This is a genomic window from Paenibacillus sp. FSL R5-0887, from assembly GCF_038002305.1.
GTDB lineage: Bacteria > Bacillota > Bacilli > Paenibacillales > Paenibacillaceae > Paenibacillus_AQ > Paenibacillus_AQ odorifer.
The window spans coordinates 1-18,397 of record NZ_JBBOCE010000002.1; the positions used below are offsets into that span (position 1 = coordinate 1).

Annotated in this window: 17 protein-coding genes and 1 pseudogene; all 18 read right to left on the minus strand. The window is 44.2% G+C overall.

The features are described 5' to 3' along the window. Positions 1-1,118, minus strand: a pseudogene (locus tag MKY14_RS18150) (hypothetical protein); the annotation flags it as partial. Between the two features lie 109 nt (positions 1,119-1,227). Further along, positions 1,228-1,524 (minus strand): WXG100 family type VII secretion target, encoded by a 297-nt coding sequence (locus MKY14_RS18155; protein WP_076135786.1) that lies wholly within the window; start codon positions 1,522-1,524, stop codon positions 1,228-1,230. Positions 1,525-1,721: 197 nt separating this feature from the next. Then, positions 1,722-4,949 (minus strand): DUF5704 domain-containing protein, encoded by a 3,228-nt coding sequence (locus MKY14_RS18160; protein ID WP_340977071.1) that lies wholly within the window; start codon positions 4,947-4,949, stop codon positions 1,722-1,724. A 96-nt stretch (positions 4,950-5,045) separates the two neighbouring features. After that, a complete protein-coding gene (locus tag MKY14_RS18165; RefSeq protein WP_340977072.1) occupies positions 5,046-6,227 on the minus strand; it encodes a copper amine oxidase N-terminal domain-containing protein in 1,182 nt (393 codons plus the stop codon). 81 nt (positions 6,228-6,308) lie between these two features. Further along, positions 6,309-7,289, minus strand: coding sequence for a hypothetical protein (locus tag MKY14_RS18170; protein WP_076279373.1), 981 nt, complete (start codon positions 7,287-7,289; stop codon positions 6,309-6,311). Further along, positions 7,276-7,827 (minus strand): hypothetical protein, encoded by a 552-nt coding sequence (locus MKY14_RS18175; RefSeq protein ID WP_076279374.1) that lies wholly within the window; start codon positions 7,825-7,827, stop codon positions 7,276-7,278. The genes MKY14_RS18170 and MKY14_RS18175 overlap by 14 nt, the downstream gene beginning before the upstream one ends. A 14-nt stretch (positions 7,828-7,841) precedes the next feature. Beyond that, the gene (locus MKY14_RS18180; RefSeq protein ID WP_076279375.1) at positions 7,842-8,204 is read right to left on the minus strand and encodes a hypothetical protein; all 363 of its coding nucleotides are present in this window, start codon (positions 8,202-8,204) and stop codon (positions 7,842-7,844) included. Continuing rightward, the gene (locus MKY14_RS18185; RefSeq protein WP_076279376.1) at positions 8,201-8,743 is read right to left on the minus strand and encodes a hypothetical protein; all 543 of its coding nucleotides are present in this window, start codon (positions 8,741-8,743) and stop codon (positions 8,201-8,203) included. Before MKY14_RS18185 ends, MKY14_RS18180 begins: the two co-directional genes overlap by 4 nt. Before the next feature lie 27 nt (positions 8,744-8,770). Next, on the minus strand, positions 8,771-9,292 hold the full coding sequence (locus tag MKY14_RS18190; protein WP_076279377.1) for a hypothetical protein: 522 nt from the start codon (positions 9,290-9,292) through the stop codon (positions 8,771-8,773). 57 nt (positions 9,293-9,349) lie between these two features. After that, on the minus strand, positions 9,350-9,853 hold the full coding sequence (locus MKY14_RS18195) for a hypothetical protein (protein ID WP_076219079.1): 504 nt from the start codon (positions 9,851-9,853) through the stop codon (positions 9,350-9,352). 13 nt (positions 9,854-9,866) lie between these two features. Further along, entirely contained in the window at positions 9,867-11,948 is a 2,082-nt protein-coding gene (locus MKY14_RS18200) for a hypothetical protein (protein ID WP_076279378.1), read from the minus strand. Beyond that, entirely contained in the window at positions 11,945-13,792 is a 1,848-nt protein-coding gene (locus tag MKY14_RS18205) for an ATPase, T2SS/T4P/T4SS family (protein WP_081387195.1), read from the minus strand. Before MKY14_RS18205 ends, MKY14_RS18200 begins: the two co-directional genes overlap by 4 nt. Next, entirely contained in the window at positions 13,785-14,618 is an 834-nt protein-coding gene (locus tag MKY14_RS18210) for a hypothetical protein (protein WP_339190285.1), read from the minus strand. Before MKY14_RS18210 ends, MKY14_RS18205 begins: the two co-directional genes overlap by 8 nt. A gap of 6 nt (positions 14,619-14,624) precedes the next feature. Beyond that, a complete protein-coding gene (locus tag MKY14_RS18215) occupies positions 14,625-15,194 on the minus strand; it encodes a hypothetical protein (protein ID WP_339190283.1) in 570 nt (189 codons plus the stop codon). 5 nt (positions 15,195-15,199) lie between these two features. Beyond that, on the minus strand, positions 15,200-16,249 hold the full coding sequence (locus tag MKY14_RS18220; RefSeq protein WP_339190281.1) for an SAF domain-containing protein: 1,050 nt from the start codon (positions 16,247-16,249) through the stop codon (positions 15,200-15,202). A 21-nt stretch (positions 16,250-16,270) separates the two neighbouring features. Further along, positions 16,271-16,630: a hypothetical protein gene (locus tag MKY14_RS18225; protein WP_076219074.1), complete on the minus strand. Its 360-nt coding sequence runs from the start codon at positions 16,628-16,630 to the stop codon at positions 16,271-16,273. A 21-nt stretch (positions 16,631-16,651) separates the two neighbouring features. Further along, on the minus strand, positions 16,652-18,112 hold the full coding sequence (locus tag MKY14_RS18230; protein ID WP_076219073.1) for a hypothetical protein: 1,461 nt from the start codon (positions 18,110-18,112) through the stop codon (positions 16,652-16,654). Between the two features lie 27 nt (positions 18,113-18,139). Next, the gene (locus MKY14_RS18235; protein ID WP_076104573.1) at positions 18,140-18,391 is read right to left on the minus strand and encodes a hypothetical protein; all 252 of its coding nucleotides are present in this window, start codon (positions 18,389-18,391) and stop codon (positions 18,140-18,142) included. Between the last annotated feature and the right edge of the window lie 6 nt (positions 18,392-18,397).

The following is an 18,397-nucleotide window of genomic DNA, read 5'->3' on the forward strand; positions in this document are numbered from 1 at the left end:
TTATCCGCACGAGTTCTTAATGTCCCTACAAAACCCGTTCCAATCTCTTTAAAACTGTCTATCGATTTATAAAAGGCATTTTTAGAATCCTCGGGTTTTGCTTGTTCCTCCGTTTTATTCTTTCTAAACAGATTATAGGAATCCAGTTGGGCGACTGATGAAGTCAATTTTATAACATCTCCCCAAGCCTTTCCACCTTGGTTTGTCATCACATGTACACCCAAACTTACTCCAGTAGCAATCATCTGTTCCATGGTGGTTTGAACGCCTTCCAGCTGCCCTTTTGCCCAGGCTCCCTTCTCCCCTTTTTCCATTGCCGTCCGTAGTAGCAACTGATACGTTTCATTCTGCACTAGTGGTATGCTTCTACTGGTAATCGACGGATCATAATCACATGCTTTAACCGCTGGTTTCTTAAAATAAGTGCTTAGATCCTTACCCGCCTGGTACTGGACCTCGTCTATACCCAAGGATTTCAGCTTCTTGCGTGCGTCTTCCGCTAGCTTATGCATTGCGTCCATTTGAGTCTGATTTCCAAACGCCTGATATACCTCATAGGCTGTCTGCGCCTTCGCGATCTGATCCCGCGCCAGGTAGATATCCTTCAGTTTACTTTGCGCGGCTATAGAGTCGATCGTTCCCAATCCTGACTTTTTAACAGTTGCCTCGAGCTTCTGCACCATAGGATCACTATTCAACTCATCCCAACCCATCAGAGTAGCAATTGAGGTGATCAGATTCGTGACCGCTTTCTGAGCCGTCGTCGGAATAGAAGACTGCCCAATTGCACTTCCGCTCCCTAACCTTTCGAACATACCCCCAAGAACACCGAACTGCTGAAAAAGTTGATTTGCCTGCCGCTTATTCTCATCCTGTGCGCCTTGAACACCTTTTATCGCGCCTCGAATGATGTCTTCCAATTTTTCCGCTTCTACCGTCAGTTCGTTGATGATTATCTGCGCCTGCACCTGGTTTGATCCTAATGGGACGCCACTCCAGTTACTAGCTTGACCTTTGAACTGGAGGTACAGCCGGTTGGTGTCCTGGCTTACCTGTCTTATTTTCGTCTGCAGGCGCTCGACTTCATCTACGTTAAATGTAAGCTTCGTTGACGCCATGTGATTCCCCCTGCTTGCTTCTAATAAAATTAGCTATGCAGCACTCTGCATAGCTAATTACAATTCTTATGTAGTGGGGCTCATGAAGTTTGATTTACTTAAAACTATATTAGAATTTTTGCGAATTCTTAACCGCAGCGGAAAGATCTTTATACTTTATAGATACATTATTCATATGATCTCCAAGATCCTGAAGCGACTCTGCAAATTTATCAAATGTCGGCTTCAATTTTTCCACCTTATCTGTAAAATCTTTTGCTGCATCATCTTCCCAAACACTGTTAAGATTTTTCATCGTAGTCATAACTTTTCTAATTAAACCGTCTACTTCCGTACCGTAATTTTTAATTATTTTCGCCTGGCCAGCTAATCCATCATAACTCAATGTAACTTTGGTTGTTGCCATTATTAACCTCTCCTTTAAGTGGTTTTTTTATATAAAAATGAACTTAAAAAATACTTTTTAACACCCCAAAAGATCTTTCAAGTTCATTATTATAGCTCCGGTTTCCTTTATATAATTATCGGTCTTCAATGATATAAAGTTTATATTTAAATCCATTTAAAGATAAATAAAACATTTAAGTTATTTTTTTCTAAAGTTTATTTTGCCTGCCCCTGATAATCATTTCGTACAGAGTAATCTGATTCAAACAGAATGATATCCCCAGAGGAAAAAGAGAACGTTTGCCCCATTTCATCTGTGCTCCCAGTCATCTGACCTTCAATCGCCCACATGTTAGCAATAGGTGCCTTGTAGCCTAAAATACGAGTGTCGGCATCCCCATTTTTAACCGTATAAATTTCGAAATTTACCAGGATATAGCCGCCAGTGATAAACTCCTGCTCATGCCCATCTAGTGCCCCTCCATAATGATTCGCCAGGGTGACAATGTCTGTTCCTTTAGGCAGGATGTAAGGGGCTATCGGCAGGTTGTATTCTCCGTACCAGTGTTGAACGCTCCGAACCGCCGCTATCGGATTCACTCCATTAGGGATATCGGTCGGACCTACTAAGGTTCTCGATTTATAAGGTAGAAGCTCTAGGTTATAGCCTGTAGCGATTTTAGTTTTGCGCTTTGTATATTGCTGATAGAACTTCAGCCAAGAGGTCTTTTCCCGCTCCGCCTCGGACAGTATGTAATTGTACTCATAGCTTGCTGCCGTCGATAATTCACCACTCGATATATTTCGCAAGCCATCCGCCAAGCGGTAGGTCCGAGAATAACTCAGCTTATCCTTGGAAGAGCCGACTCCGATCATTTTATTATTCGAACCGGAGATATCATAGTACAGATCGACAGGTGTCGCTGTACCTCCGTTTTTCGGAATAAAATAGAAGCTTGGCTCGATCCGGATACCCTCGCCCGGCTGCCACAGGTTCCCGATGGTCCGGAAGTCAAACAAGAAGGAATAGCCGTTATGCGGTACCGTCCGTTGCTCCGTAGGATGAGAACCCTTGCGGATCGGCAGCTGCCACTGTGGTTGTCCGCTTAAAGCGGTCGGTATGCCATTCTCATCATTCCCTCCCGTATAGTACATCGTGTTGCTATGCTCAAGTGTCCCCACGCCAGTTCGAAACACCTTTTCAAACCGAAAATCACCGATGTCCCAAATCCGAAAATCGAACAGTCGACCGACGACCCCAATATTAAAACTCTCCGAAGCGCAGTAATTCGTCAAATTACCGTTCAAGTTCTCCTCACAAAGATCCAATCCATCTGACGGGGCGTTTATAGCCCAAGACTGCGTATAAATGGTATAGTCGCCTTCATTCACCCAGGTTGGCATAGTAAAGGTCATGGACGGTGTTCCAACAGGGATGTAGATCCAGGTATTCTCTGGGTAATACTGGCTGCCTTGAAACACACCAAACGGAAATTGAATCCGCTTGTTTTTCGTGTATTTGGCATAATCCCGGTTGCCGTACCCAGGGATATTGAGATGCTGGCCACTCTCCGTAAAATGTATGGTGAACGGCCGATCCAAGATCAGCACCGCCCTAGTCATATCCGGTGTCATACGTTGATCGAATGGGCGGTTATCGTCTGGAAGTAGCGAGTAGTTGACGACCGGTGTGTGCACGGTAACGGAGTTAATCGGAGAGATCAAAAATTCCTGATCTCCGTTTCCCTCTACGTTCTCCGACAGCATTGTATAATAAATGGTACCCGTGCTGGTTGTATTCTGCCGATTGAGTAAACCGCTATTGATCATTAACTGGCCCTCGTAAAGCACCTCGTCTCCGATGATTTGCGGATCAGGAATCCTCCCTGGGGTAGGCCCGGTCTTGTTAGCAACGGTATCATCCATAATCGTTTCCCCGTTAAATACTAGTCGGTCATTCTGCACCTCAGGATCTTTGGTCTGCATTTCCGCAAGGTCTGTGAGCACGTCTGTATCATCAACATCTTCAGGACCCGGTTCGTGGTCTCCACCATCTACCACTTCTGGCTTGAATTCTATCCCTCCCGTATCTTGGGGAACAACATGGTCTTCTACTTCTGTACTATTGGTAAGCTCAAGCGTCGGCGAACCATAATTATTAGGATATAGAGTGACTTCTCCTCCAGGCAGCGCATAGTTCTCCATCTGGGCACGATCGATTTGATAAACAGCTAACTGATCTACCTGCCAGTACGCATATTCTTTTGGAGTCAAGTCAAAGGTATAGGTCTTATCAAATTTCCCTGTTTTAGGAAGCGGAGCTTGAGGAATCGATGTTCCATTTGGTCCTGGAAGATTCGGCTGCGCTTCCTCCCACTTCGTCGGATATGTAACTTTAACACTGCAGGAATAACGAATCTGACCTGCCATATTGGCGAAGGTATGTTCAAACAAATAGTTCTTTCCCCACACATTGGAAAATAAATTCTCAGAGGTGGGGATTCCCACCGGTGCATCAAAATGGCGTCCATTTGCTGTATCATCACCTAGAATTGCCCCGTTCGCATCCGGTTCCATAAATGACGTTTGCGGAGCAGCGATCTTGTTTGGAGGATCAATAGTATACTTACATTCGCCTGAGCCTTCTCCCTCGGTGGGAGGGCTACCAACTTTTTTGTAACTGGCCACCATTTTGACTCCACCTACATAAACCTTAAAATTACGCTGAACTAAGCTGGGATCATTCGAAGCTTTGCTTTGAATATATAATTGATCGCTTGGCCTCAGAATCGGAGAAAGCCAAGATTGGTTAATTTGATATTCCTCTCCCTCGTATTGAACGGTCAGGGGAAAAGACTTTACAATGTTATAACCAGCCTTATAATTACCAATTAATTGATCGCTCACCACGATTCCGTTCGAAAGTTTAAGAATCATATTAACCGGATAATTTTCCCCCTGAAAGGGAACTGTGACATCGAAATATTGTCTCAAATCTTCTGGATGAGCCCAACTCTCTGCGTGTTTAATATCATACAACGTATGATAGGGTCCGGAAACTTGGATTGGGTTCGTTCTGGACCCCGTCACTACTCGCATTATGGCGCTAGCGTATAATGGAGTGCCTTCAGAGATGACTTGTTCCGCCTTAGCTTGTCCAATAGCAGCGAGCACTTCTGCTTTAGTCCATTCGAAGTTTGTAGTCACTATCCCATCTACAATAGTTTCTGATTTCACATGCCCTCCGCCATTATCTTGTAATTTAATACGTTGATTAGAAGGCAATGAGGTAGGGTCGCATTGCACTTCACCTCCATAGGCTCCAGAGGATGCACACGTTGGTTGGGTATGAATATACCAACCTACCGTCTGGAATCTTATACTCGAAGAGGCTTCATTGGAAGTTGTTGTATAAAGAAATGCCCCGTCTTTAAACTTGGCCATAAAGGCAGCCTCTACAAGACTTATAAAAGGAGAAAACAATAAAGAATTTATTAGAATTAACAATAGACAACCGAGGCATTTACGCCGCATCTTTCATCACTTCACTTCATGAAGGGTGGTGTTTTCAAACAAGCTTGAGAGTGCATCTATATTAAAATGCTCACCTACTATAGGATTATAGTAATTCGTAGAGATACTTAAATCAGCATAACCCTCATACCAGACCCCTTTTTTTAATTTCTCGTGAAGTCTGAATTCAGCAAGTTTGAAGTATACGTCATTAAATAAGTCCTTATACTCTGTAAAACTATTAATTCTGAATCGGAACATGGATCGAACGCGGTAATCCCCGGTTCCTGGGTAATACAACACGGACGATTCAGGGTCAATTGCCCCTTCAATTTGAATCTTATTTTTCTTCACCCATTCGGCATATTCTTCAATTTCCTTTTCCCGGATAGAAGACGATTGATTCTCGTACTTAAAGGATTCTTTCGCATAACTTGCCGGATTAATCGTTTTATAATCCACATTCAACCGTAGATCAAACCCAATTTTCATACGTTTAATGATTTTGGCCATATCTTCACTCGTTAACTCTTTTTTGCTAAACACCTGCGCTCCAGTCTCAGCATTCCCAGCAGAGTAGTTTATGGTATGCCTCATTTCGTACATTTCATTCGGGATGTCTTCCAGAATATATGGATAATCTTTATAGTTCTTAGGTAGGTTTGTCGTACGTATTTTCCTTCCAAAATAATCAAGTTCCCCTAAATCTTTACCCGGCGTGTGAATGTGCACACTTTGAGAAAATTCGTCCACCTCCACCTCCACTTCTGCGGATAACAGATCAGAGACAACGGTTAATGGAATCATCGTCATTCCATCTTTTTGTACAACCATAGCACCAAGCGCTACTGGTTGCCCGTTCACTTTCGCAAAAGAAGAACCTACTGTCAGTACAATTTTGTTTTCTTTTTGCTGCAGAGTTAACGTTTTGTTTGCTGCATTCCAGTTAGCTTGTGTGCCGAGTTTTCCTGAAATCATGCGGAATGGGATCATTGTCGTCCCATTTTCTGAATAAGGATGTCCCTTTGTCAGTGGATATTTAATGCCGTCCATGATGACGTTCACTGCTTTGGCAGCTGTTCCTGCCGCTCCCGCTGTAGTAATTAACAACACTAAGCTTGCGAACACACAAATGACTATAGTCATGCCTCTTCTTGCCTTCTTTGATCTAATAATTGCTGATAGACTATTAAACTTAAAATTCCTCATGTTCTCACTCCTCCACAATGAAACTTTTTTTTAATCCGATGACCCTATTTCTCCATACCAAATCTTTTACTCCCACATCTATCACCTAACCGCACAATCCTCAATAAAATACCCTTTTCGCGCAGCCTCCTCTGGATCGAACAGACTTTCTATAACAGTAACCCCCGGGGGTACACAGCTTTCTCCATAAGCAATATGTCTCCCTGCTGAATTCCGGGTACCTATCAGAACCTTTCGTCGCATTACTGCCCCACTACCTAAGGAATATGCATCCAGCAGTTCTCCCCCAGGAAGTGGATAACCTTGAATAAAAGCCATAATCCCTACATCCTGTATGGATTGCTCCTGCAAGCCGCGGGGAAGGGTGAACTGAATCGACAAGCCCATTCGTTTCACTAGCTCCAAATGTCTGTTAATGGCTGTTGCCAAGTCTTTTTCAACGAGTGATGTGATCGTACTCTGCCGGATTTCGTGAAATAGTTCTATAGAGGTCAGAGGATTAAGATTGGTCTCAGCCGCTAGGGTTGTATACTCCCCCTCATAGAATTCATTAGAGGTAGTATCATACACCCGCGCATTATCGTCCAAAGTGAAATAAAGCAAATTGCCGTTCTGAAGCTTGTAATAATATGGACGCTCAGGCCAACTCACAGGCTTAAGTTCATCCTTCCCGCTATTACTAGCCGTGTCGTCCAAAGTAACCAACGTATAGCCGCTATATCCAAACATCACCAGTGCGGGTATATGCATTTTTAAATTGTTCATTTCAGTCTGGTTGTTCTCCAGCCCAAATTTCAAAGCTAAATCACTGTAAAAAACACTTAGCACATCCTGATCCAGTTGCAGTTGGCGTTCCCGCCCATAGTGCACTGCTGTGGTAGTAGGCTGCTGTTCCAGTCGTGACAGATAATCACCAGCATCATCCACTGCGGCTTGAAAATCATCCGAATAGCGTTTATACATGTCCTGATTGAAGACCTGAAGATCTTCTCGAGTGTCGCCCATAAGAACAAGAGGAATGACCAGAATTAGAAAAACAAGCACAACACTAAGGGGCTTCACTTCGGACCATCCCCCCATACTTCAAATTGACCGGAATCATTTCACTATGAAACAAGAGCGATCGCATCCGTGAGGCAAGTGTCGTCCCTTCAGATTCTAACCGGACATTGAACAGATCGCCTACATGCATGGTAAACCTTCTACCTGGATCATCTGCAGCCAGTAAAGTTCCTGAATGCGGATATAAGATTTCCAAAATATCCTTGCTGAAATATCCGTCATATCGGACACTAAAGCTGTTCTGGAATGTAGAATAATCATCAGGATTCGTATATAAGGGCTGTAAATTCTTTTTGTAATACTCCATTTGCACTTTGAAAACACCATATGAAGCATCCAACGAATGAAGAAACAGCTCATAATCGGAAGTATCCAAGTATCCTTTAGCACGAACGGTATCCACGAATTCCACCACAGCCGCATTGGCGGCGAGCTTAGTATTCCTTTCTACAACTTCGGATTGACGGAATGCCGGATAGACTCCGAACACAAATGCCAGCAAAATAATAATAATTACACCTTTCAGCGCGTCTGCCATGCGGCTCCTCCTTTCTAGCGGGTGGCGGAGATTTGCGTAATCATCTCATCGGTTCGCGTGACTCTTAACTGATAAGCAGCATCAGGCACTCCACGCAAATCCACTGCTGTAAGGTCCGTTTCCTCATTAATTGCAATGCCATCGATATATAAAATATATTCCCCCTCCAGTGCTGGAGAGATCATACCAATGACCTGCTCACCGCTAATTTTGTTCAAATCACCTATCCCTTTGTAAGGTGCCGATGCAACTGTCGGCAGCTCATAGTGCCTGTTTGGAACAGAACTCTCCATCTCCAGCCGCAAAAACGTAAATCCGCCGACAGCAAACAAGATCCAAGCAAAGAGGGTTAGTAGAAATTGAGTGCTAGTTTTCATTTATGATCCGGATTCTGATTAAATTCAATAATTCGAACCTCATCATTTTTGTCCTTATGTAAGGTAGCTCTAAAAATAGAAAGCGTATTGACATTACAGTTTTTACTGTTATCTTGGTTAGAGCTCTGGTCGAGCATTGCTGATACACTAAAGTTATCAGCACCACTGTTCTTGTCTCCAAGATCAAGCTCTGATGCCGGGTTTCCGCCACTGGCCGCTTTCGCAGGCTCATAATAAGTTTCATATGTGTTTTTCGCATAAAAACCAGTTTTATTTACTCCAGTCTTTATCAGAATGGAAAATTGCGGACGTCCCTTATATCTCATTGCCGCGTTAATAACATCCTGACCAGATACATCCTTGTTATCATAAGAATTGAACTCCGCTTGATTGATCATCTGAGTCTGGGCCAAGGTCTGCTCCTGGGCACGGATGAAATAATTATTAATGACAAGATATATACTGACACCTGCGGCAATAATCAGAATGGTGACAATAATGCCAATCACCCATTTAAGTCCCGTAGAAATATTCTCCATCTATACCCACCCTTTTCTATATCGTTTTTATTTCTGGGTAAAAACTATTAAGCGAACCTCCTCATTGCTGTCCTTATAAACAACCGCTTTAAAGACGGAGAGTGTATTTACTAAATAATTATCACTGTTATATGAATCTGAATTTGTCTGATCAAGCATCGTCGAAACACTGACATCACCTTGAAGATTACTAGTAGTAGATAAATCAACTACCGGATTAGTAGTGTCTTTAGGTTCTTCGTAGCTAGCCCCATAAGTATTCTGCGCGTAGAACCCTTCTGTATTTTCCCCTGTTTTAATCTTAATCGCGAACTGCGGACGTCCCTTATACCGCATTGCCGCATTAATCACATCCTGGCCGGATACATCCTTGTTATCATAGCTGTTGAATTCCGCTTGATTAATCATCTGGGTCTGGGCCAGAGTCTGTTCCTGTGCGCGGATGAAGTAGTTGTTGATAACCAGATAAATACTTACACCTGCGGCAATAATCAGAATGGTAACAATAATGCCAATCACCCATTTAAGTCCGGTCGAGATATTCTCCATGATGTTTCCTCCTCACCTTATTTGGAGCTAATTTTTATTTTATTGCTCTTAACGCATCTACTCCGCTACGAAAAAAATAGCTGCAATGCGCTCATTATTATCTTTTATCAGCCTCGCCCTATATCTAGCTTGTGGACTGATATAATATTGTCCTGAAGCATTCGAGATTTCTTCTTCATCTACACCACTTTCGCTTCCCTCCTTGAACTTCGCTCCGGAATAATCAAACGCACGGCAATAACCTTCTCCACTTGGATTCATGCTAAATCTTCTTTCTGCCTCATTCTGACCATTAGCATATGGTTTCTCAACGTATAGGCAGAAGCCTTGCTGCGACTCGTACCTCCGATAAGCTGTGAGAATCTGGGAGCCGCTGACAATCTGATTGTCAAATGCGGAATATTGCTGCTCCGAAAGCTCCCTGGCCTGTGCCGCCGCCTGGCTATTCGCCAATTCGACAACTGGCTGTGTCTTCCCCCACAAGAACAGACCGGATGATATAATGGCCAGTGTGATCAGAATCGATATTGTTGTTTTCAAAAAGCTTGCTATATTCTCCATGCCTGTATCTCCTTCACATTTTGCCAGTTACAACAGTCAGGTCACCCAGCTGCTGGAAGGCCATATAGACGAAGGGAAGCAGTAAATATAAGGTGAACGTTGCCTGCATCGGCAAGAACCCAAACATTTTACCCAGTGTACTTTTCCTGCTGATGACCTTCTCATAGTGCTCCTTGCGTTGATCCATCGCGAATGCCCTCTCCGCATCCATATCATCAAACGCCTTCTTCACTGGGATCAGATCGGCTGCAACCTGCAAGCGGTCTGCGAGCCGTTCGAGGGGAACGAAACGTGCGTCCTCCTTCAGATTCTCAATGGCACTCCAGCCTCCAGCCTCATAATCCAGCATGCAGCGCAGCAGCTGCCGCTCAAAAATATAGCTGTAACGATGCAGCCACTCTATCATTTCGTACACGCTGATATTCGGAAATTGAGACAGCATCATGGAAAGTGTATTGAAGCCATCCACCTCATTCTGCATTTCCCACTTTCGCAGCTGAGTACGAATGATTAAGTAAGCATCCGGAAGATAAAACCCTGCCACCGCCAGCCCAAAAGCCAGCAAAAGTTCATACCATTTGTAGTACTCCTCATGATATTGCTCTACCCTGTTCATTAACTGTGCAGCATAGGCATTCTGGTTCAGATTGTTCTGAAGGAAAGACTTATTCTCCGCTTTCTCCTGAATGTAGGGCAACATCTGATCCGGTGTAATATCCTTCGCTACCAGTTCTCCAATTAAAGTCTGCTCAAAAGCGTACCGTTCCTCGCTCAGCAGCTTCTGAGATTCTGTCTGATTGCCCCCTGTTGTAATCTGCTTATTGGGGTGCAAAATGTTGTGCTTGATATTGGCATGGATGGAAAATTGAAGCGATACGATCAGCATAAAGATAACTACTGCCGCTAATGTTTTCTGCAAAAAGAAGGCCTGTTGCGACAATCCGGAGTTAGCATCCTTCAATTTGCCGGCTACCTTGAAATGAAGAGGCTCATGTTCTGCCGGCGTGATTCGATCCACCAATTTAAAGATCCATTTTTTCTTCAGAATCCGTTTTAACCACTTACCCTCATCTTTGATAGATTGTGTATCTTCATCCACACCCTTGAGAATCCGCAAGGCAATAAACGATATTATGAACGTGATATAAAGTAAGATTAAAGAATATAACCCCCAGGCCGAATTGTAGTAATTAGATACAATAGGAAACATTCCCTCCGCCCAATTGCGGATTGGATCCAGCATGAATACGGGTGAAATGGCTACAAAAACGATACCATATAACAAACGATCGATTCGTTCACGCCGATTAATATCCATATGAATCTCTTCTCTGATATTGCCAAGCATCGATAGATAAATCGAACGCTCCCCTTTATGGATATCCGCATCGCCATATTCACCTATTTTGTAACTCACCCCAGCTAGTTGCTTCATATAACGGTTAGGTGCAATCTCATAATATTTCTGTAGTTCATCTTCCGGGTCCACCGCTGCCAGAATCCCGGCAATCTGCCGGGCATGCACGGCTACCATTGGTTTCGAACGTTCCGCAGAATTCTCCAAGCTGACTTGCACCATATGTGTCTGATGATATTCATGGCGAATATCCAGAATCATGGACGATTGGTCATATAACATCTGCTTTACTAAACGCCCAATGAAGAGATCACTAAGGACACCTCCAAGATAAACTGAGACTAGCATAATAGTCGCACGGCTTACCCACGATGAAGTCCAGAGGAATGAACTCAACGAAATGATCAGAATACAAGCAACAATCATTAGCGTCAGCGCAGCCGCGCGACTTCTGATCATGATTTCATTGCCTGCATGAACCAAGGTCAGACGCGAGCGCATCCGGTGAAGAAGTTTCTTCACTAATGGCAGTTCATCAAGTACCGGATAAGTTTTATGGGCCTGCTCCAACCATCTTTTTTCCTTTGTTCTCGTTGGCAGGAGAGCCTTTAGCCGCCTTTGCTCTTGATATTGTGTTCCCTTCAATTTACGCTGCACTATGTTAAGCAGCACAAGCAGGACAACCAGTAGCACTCCCGAGGTTCCCAAAATAATCAATAATAGGTTTTGCAGATTCATGCGGATTGCCCCCAATACTTCTCAAGAAATGCAGCGAATTCTAGTGCATCCTCTTCATCCATATTTTTGCGCATTTCATCGATTTTACGGCTGCTGATCGGATGCTTGGTCACGTATTCTCCGGCTTCCCACACAATGACATCCTTATAATCATAGGAACGCCGATCTGTCATCCGGCCAAAGTATTCGGTCACGGTATCCATAAAAGCATCCAGCTTGTCCGTAATATTCTCAGGATCCTTGTAGTTCTGAGGATATTCGAACTGGGGATCTGCCGGAATAATCTCTGTAATCCGTTCGATATATCTTTTCCCAGCACGTAGTACCAGATGAACGTTGAAACCAAGCGCCTCAACAACCTGAACCTCAGCAATTTTCTCATTACTGAAAGCTCCCGATGCAATAAGACTGTTGCGCAAAGCGCTGACCAAATTGGGCAGTGTTTTGCCGTGGTGTGTAAACAATGTATATTCAGAAGCTACCTGGGCTGCCTGAATCACATAACTGACCACACTATGAGTAGCCGCCTCACCGACGATATTCACAGCGCCATCCGTTTTTTTCTGCACATCCAGCCCATCCTGCCCACTAACGGAGGGGGTTTCTCTAAAGGATAAAATATTTTTACCCGGATACATTTTTCTCGCCCAGATCTCGAAGGAAGTCTCCTGAATCCGGATATTCTTCGCATCAATATATTTGATCAGTGCCTTAAGCAGCGTTGTTTTCCCCGAGCCCTGTCTGCCAGTGATGGCGGTGACCTGATGGCCCAAGATGAGAAAAATAAGCATATCAATCGCAAGCTGTGCCCCTTGATCTTGGATCTGCTGATCCAATTCCACGAGCGAATCGTTAAATTTGCGGACAAAAAAAGCCCAGCTTTCAGCCATTTTGGGCCGCACAACCACGACCCGGCTGCCATCAGCCATATCGTTGATGATATAACCCTTGGATTCATTTAATTGCCCAGGATTACCAAACCCATAGATATTTTGGCAAACCCGCTTAAGCTCCTTCTCAGAACCAAAACTTAAGAATTCCAGGTGAAGCGATTTTCCGCGGTAGAATGTCCATACCGCATCATAGGATTGTGGAATAAAATGCTGCTGCTTCGTATATTCCAGAAAATCTGTAGTCTGCACGACATCAGGAGGCATGCCACTTGTTCCTCCATTAACTCCGTCGATGTTCTGATCTCGAAGCTCATCAATAACGCCGAGCCCCTTATAAATTTGATAAGCTCTCTGAACAATAATTTCAATCTTGTCCTGGATAGACAATCTCGGCTGCTCTGACTGATAGATATGGCGAATCTGTTCTTCGGTGATCTTATACCCCTTAGATCCATCAGGCAGCTTTTGCAATGTGTCCAGGCTATATTTGCTTACTATTACATTAAATGCATTCTGACCATGATCTTTTTTGAAAACATAAAGCAAGATATCGAAGCAATCCTGTGAAGTCAATCGATTCGTATGGCCGAAGCTGATAATCTTATCTACATTTCCTTCATCCAGACCGTAGGTCTGAACTAATAGATCCTTCATATAAAGCTTCACATATTTCTTAGCGGAAAGATCACCGTGCATGCAACTTCGGAGCGCTTTCTGCAATTCCCTTCTCCGCGCCTTCCGACGGTTGTATTCCTCCTCACTTGGGCTACCTTCATAAAGAGACGCCGCTATAATCTCCTCAAAAGCCCTTCTCAGAAACTGCACGATTTCATTCATATCATATTTCAGTTGGACGGAAGGTGGAGCAGCATCCTTACGTCTGCCCAGCCATAAGTACAGGAACACTCCAATAGCTATCAGGACTACAAAGATCAGAATCAGATTAATCATTCGCAGCATCCACTTCCGATACTGGAGAAATCTCCAGCATCCGGAGAATAAGCTGTCCCATATGTCGTACCGCCTCAGTGAAGTTTCCGTCCTCACTAAACTCCAGAAAACGGGATTTAGCTTCTCTTGCCTTCAATAGAAACTGAACAAAACGCCGTTCATTTTGAGCATCCATATAACCAATATGATGTGGGATAACACCTACTGCTTTTTTCTTCAATTCATACAGCTTAATAATTCTCTCTTTATTGAACCTGGAGCTGCGCTCATAAGCCCCAATACAATAGAGGACTGACTTATGACTCGGCACAGGAGCTTTGTTTTTGTTCAAAAAATAGGAATCCAGACTTACCTGATTCTGATTTAGGTTAACCACAATCAAATCTGCCTGTTCCATAACCAGAGATACGACCTCCGGATCATCTTCGGAGGAGAGGTCCACAAATAACAAATCATAAAACCTGCGATAATCCTTGAAGATATGCGGAAGCAAGAGCTTTGACTCATGTTTCTCAGCACTCATAGATCCACTAAGCAGTTCCAACCGATCTTTAAGAATGGACTCCGCATGATCTCTAATTCCTTCAGGTGTAAGCATTCCACACTGCACTAATCTCTCAATCGCATCCATTCCACCTGTGGTCTTCGCAGATTGAAGCGTTGTTCTTGTCTGTGAGAACAAATGCTCAAGCACACCTTGCTCCAAATGCGTATGTGTCATTAACACGCGGATATGATGATCTAGCGCTATGGTAGCCGCAATAGCTGCCATATTCGAAGTTGTTCTCCCCTGCCCTTGAGCAGGTCCCCAGAAAGCCACTAGCACAATTACCTACCCCCGTTTCCTTGCATACTGCCACAGCTTCTTGATGTCTTGCTTTGGAACATCGCAAATTCCAATCAAAAAGTCATTTACAGCTTCGGCAAAATCCTTATCTACCTTAAGATCCACCCTTCCATCATGGACCCAATTAATTCTTCGCTCCGGACTACTGATGTAACTGATTTTCGAAGTAATCACTGGATAATATTTATCCACATACTTCAGCCCAAGTCCGCATTCTTCTTCTATGACAAGCAGTACAGTAGGCATCCGTTTCTGATCCAGCAACTTATCTACGTTCTCCATAGACTGACGGTCATAGGTAGTCGCGAAGACAATAATCTCCTCCTTAAGACCCTCAGGATACCCATTATGCCAGTCATACAGAACGATATCCGGTTTGTCAGCTACGGTTGAATCTGCAATCTTTATACCAGACACTTCGCCTTCAAAATACTGATAATTCCTGCTGTTATCCGAAATAATCATGACATCGTTGTTGAAATAATTTCTCAACAGAATAGCCGCTGCCAGTATGAAATCATGCTTCTCGCAATCCCCTGCAACAACAATGTGCAAATCGGTCACTCTCCTTCCAGCAGACTGTCATCTGTGGCTGCTTCTTTATTCGTCACACCCGTTGAACTCTGGTCTGCACTTGAATCGATCGGCGCTTGATTGGTCCGATCTATCACTCCGTTCACGGATTGGCTGTCATCAACTTTTGCAGCCTCCTCTGCTGCCGCCGCTCCCTGCACAGCCTTTCTCTGGATCACACCACTGCCGCTTGGTGCCTGTGCTCCCACACGAATTCTATCTTCATCCTCCATAACTTCGAGACGTTTCTCCAGTTCCTTACGAAGATTGGCAGCAAGACTCCACTTGGCCTGATCTATAATGAAAGGATTATCCTTAATTACTCCAAGTACATCCAGATTAGGGACATAATTGACTACAGGTTCAGGCTGAAGCTCCGGTTCTACGTACTGTTTCATATACAGCTCTGCGTTATTTATGTATGCATCCACCAGGGCAGCTTGCAGGAGCTGTGCTTCTTCTTCATTGTCATTAAAAAATGTATATTGATTCGCTAAATCTACGTCCTTCAGCGACTTCTTTCCTACTACTATGTAATCCTCGCCATTTGGAAAAACTATCCGAATATCTACGACATCTTTTTTCGTTAACCGAAGCGGCAGTTTAATATATTCAGTCTCTTCTTTTCGTTCTGAAGGCTCCAATCTCGCTTCATCACGTATCATTTCAGTAGTTACCGCTGTGCCTGATAATGCATCAATCTTCAAGTACTTACCAACAATTGCTTTAGACTCGCTGATCAGATTATCCGGTGAGGAGAATTTGGGTAGCTTCTCTTCCATTACATCCTCAGCAGTAATCACCTCTCCAGCTAGCTTTGGAGATATCAATACATAGGCTGTCTGGGATTGGTCCATATAGCGCTGCAAGACTTCATCTTTATCATTCAGCTGTTCTTCGTAAGCTGCCCGCTCATCGATCAGCTTAACGTTATAATGGCGATAAGTTGCAAACCATACCCCGGATGTGGCAACGGCAACAAGACAACCTGATAGGATCGTATATCTCAGTATTTTTTTCCGCTTACGTATTGCCACTTCAAGACCTCATTTCCATCCCTATTTAATTTTCCCTGTAGATTTTGCGGCTGCGGCTGCGGCCGCCGCTGCCGCTGCTGCCCGTTCGGAGGCTTGTCTTTCAGCTTCCTTAATTCTGGCTGCCTCTGCTCTCTCTTCCTCCACCTGCAATTTATCTGCATAGTTCATCATATTTGCTTCAATTTGGGCTATGGCAGCTTTAAATTCGTTCATTTTCTTAATCCATTCCTCACAATGCTGCTTAAACTCTTCCCCACCCAAATCTACCCAATAACCAGACACTCCTGTGATTGCCGCTCTCATCTTATCGCTGCACTCCTGGGCAGGGGAGAGAAGTCGATGGCAATCAAAAGCAATGCCCCTAACCATACCTGAATTCATACCCAGCCTCCTGATTTATAATTATCGGCTCTCCGGAACGAATGAAAATCCTATGCCTATTAATAACAAGGTCACAAATAAGACCATCCCAACAATTCCCCAGAGCAACGTTTGCTTGCGAAAGAGCTTTTTCTGAACGGTCAGCAGCTTCATTACCCATTCAACAGCCGCTTTATCTGGATACAAAGGATCTTGATGTGCAGGCATCAGAGTCGTTTGAATTTCTGCAAAATCCTTTTTCAACATTTGTAATACTTCCTGATGTCCATTTTCCAGCAGTAACCTGCACCGCTTGCGCTCATAAGGATTAAGGGTGTTCAGCTTCTCTTTCAGCAGTTCATACTTCCACATAGCCCCGTTGCCTATCAAAATAGGAATTTGCGAGTTCCACCACAGCTCGAGTCCGCTGGTGCCCTTCCGCTCCCGATGGATATCTACCCATAGAATGATATGCGTGAACTCACTGGCCAAAAGCTCCGAAATATCCCACGAATACCCTCTGCGGTAGAAAGTGACTCCTTCATATTCGAACATGGTAGAAACCGAATCTTCTTTCTCCCCCTTAAAAACAATCTGTTCAAGCGAACTGATTTCGGGCCTGTCATCTCCGCATACCAGAGGCTTCCAGCCCAGTTCTGCCAGACCCGCAGCCAGCAGAAATGCCGCCGCACCTACATCTTCTTCCCCTCCGACACCACAAACTCCGATGACAAGTGGTACATTGCTGCCCAGAATTCTCGTACTTGCTGCTGGCATCGACTCTTCTTCTACCGGAATAGATTGTTCCAGACTCTCCAGCGTTTCCGCTTCGGCTAATGACGGGGTCTCCTTTCTGGCCGGAGGCCCCAGTCTAGGCGGGGTTGATCCTGCTGAAGAGCGAGGAGCAACGGAAGGTCTCCTGTTGGCGGCATCTGCTACAGTTCTGGAACCGGCCGCCACTGGCTGTGGACGGGTAAGCGACTCCACCGGTCTCGGAGGAGCAGACGGTGCCTCTTCCACTGCCGCGTCAGAAGCTGCTCTTGATGATGAGCCTTTAAACGATGCAAAAAGGCCTTTCTTTTTCCCCAGGATATGATAATAATCCCTTGTAGTTTTTTTCTCTTTGATCCAGTTTAGAAGATCATCGCCCTGGAATTCCGTAGTGAACTGAAGATCATGTATATTCATATTTACAAGGGTCCGTATAAATTCAATATCCGTTTGCAGCACCGGGTCTAACTGAACAATCAGCCGCGTATGTTTAAGATATTTGCGGATCAGTGTCATGAAACTGATAATATCCGCAGCCTTGACCGGTGTGCCCAGACCCGCGCCGCCCTCCATAATTACAATGGATGAAGGATCAACTTCCTTGCTACTGAAACCACTTATAAAACTATGTAATGTAGAATGTTTACCGGAAATTACATAACCCTCATGTTCCAGCGACCTGGATAGCAGCATTATAAGTTCAGGCGAGCAGACTAAGTGTACGCTTTTCATAGGAATCCTCCTTTACGATCTCCCAGCTCAATAGGGTAAAATACGAACTATGGCTCCGTCCCCTTGTATAATCTCTGCGAGAACAGCATGCGGCCCCAACTCCATCCATTCTTCGCCCGTACGGCTGGCTTCACATTTAAATTCCCAGTTATCCGGAAGCCAGTTGGCTTGCTTAAGTAGCTCGATACATTGCCCTGTAGAAATAGAAAGAGAGACTTCCAAATCCAAATACTTCTCTCTTTCACCTTTAAATACAAAAGTAGTCAGTGCAGTTGACATAGTCTG

What these genes read in the sequence shown, in the direction of transcription:
- MKY14_RS18190 (WP_076279377.1), bottom strand. Translation starts at nt 9,292, where the DNA reads ATGGAGAATATCTCGACCGGACTTAAATGGGTGATTGGCATTATTGTT.
- MKY14_RS18235 (WP_076104573.1), bottom strand. Translation starts at nt 18,391, where the DNA reads ATGTCAACTGCACTGACTACTTTTGTATTTAAAGGTGAAAGAGAGAAG.
- MKY14_RS18195 (WP_076219079.1), bottom strand. Translation starts at nt 9,853, where the DNA reads ATGGAGAATATAGCAAGCTTTTTGAAAACAACAATATCGATTCTGATC.
- MKY14_RS18225 (WP_076219074.1), bottom strand. Translation starts at nt 16,630, where the DNA reads ATGAATTCAGGTATGGTTAGGGGCATTGCTTTTGATTGCCATCGACTT.
- MKY14_RS18175 (WP_076279374.1), bottom strand. Translation starts at nt 7,827, where the DNA reads ATGGCAGACGCGCTGAAAGGTGTAATTATTATTATTTTGCTGGCATTT.
- MKY14_RS18185 (WP_076279376.1), bottom strand. Translation starts at nt 8,743, where the DNA reads ATGGAGAATATTTCTACGGGACTTAAATGGGTGATTGGCATTATTGTC.
- MKY14_RS18205 (WP_081387195.1), bottom strand. Translation starts at nt 13,792, where the DNA reads ATGATTAATCTGATTCTGATCTTTGTAGTCCTGATAGCTATTGGAGTG.
- MKY14_RS18160 (WP_340977071.1), bottom strand. Translation starts at nt 4,949, where the DNA reads ATGGCCAAGTTTAAAGACGGGGCATTTCTTTATACAACAACTTCCAAT.
- MKY14_RS18230 (WP_076219073.1), bottom strand. Translation starts at nt 18,112, where the DNA reads ATGAAAAGCGTACACTTAGTCTGCTCGCCTGAACTTATAATGCTGCTA.
- MKY14_RS18165 (WP_340977072.1), bottom strand. Translation starts at nt 6,227, where the DNA reads ATGAGGAATTTTAAGTTTAATAGTCTATCAGCAATTATTAGATCAAAG.
- MKY14_RS18155 (WP_076135786.1), bottom strand. Translation starts at nt 1,524, where the DNA reads ATGGCAACAACCAAAGTTACATTGAGTTATGATGGATTAGCTGGCCAG.
- MKY14_RS18200 (WP_076279378.1), bottom strand. Translation starts at nt 11,948, where the DNA reads ATGAATCTGCAAAACCTATTATTGATTATTTTGGGAACCTCGGGAGTG.
- MKY14_RS18180 (WP_076279375.1), bottom strand. Translation starts at nt 8,204, where the DNA reads ATGAAAACTAGCACTCAATTTCTACTAACCCTCTTTGCTTGGATCTTG.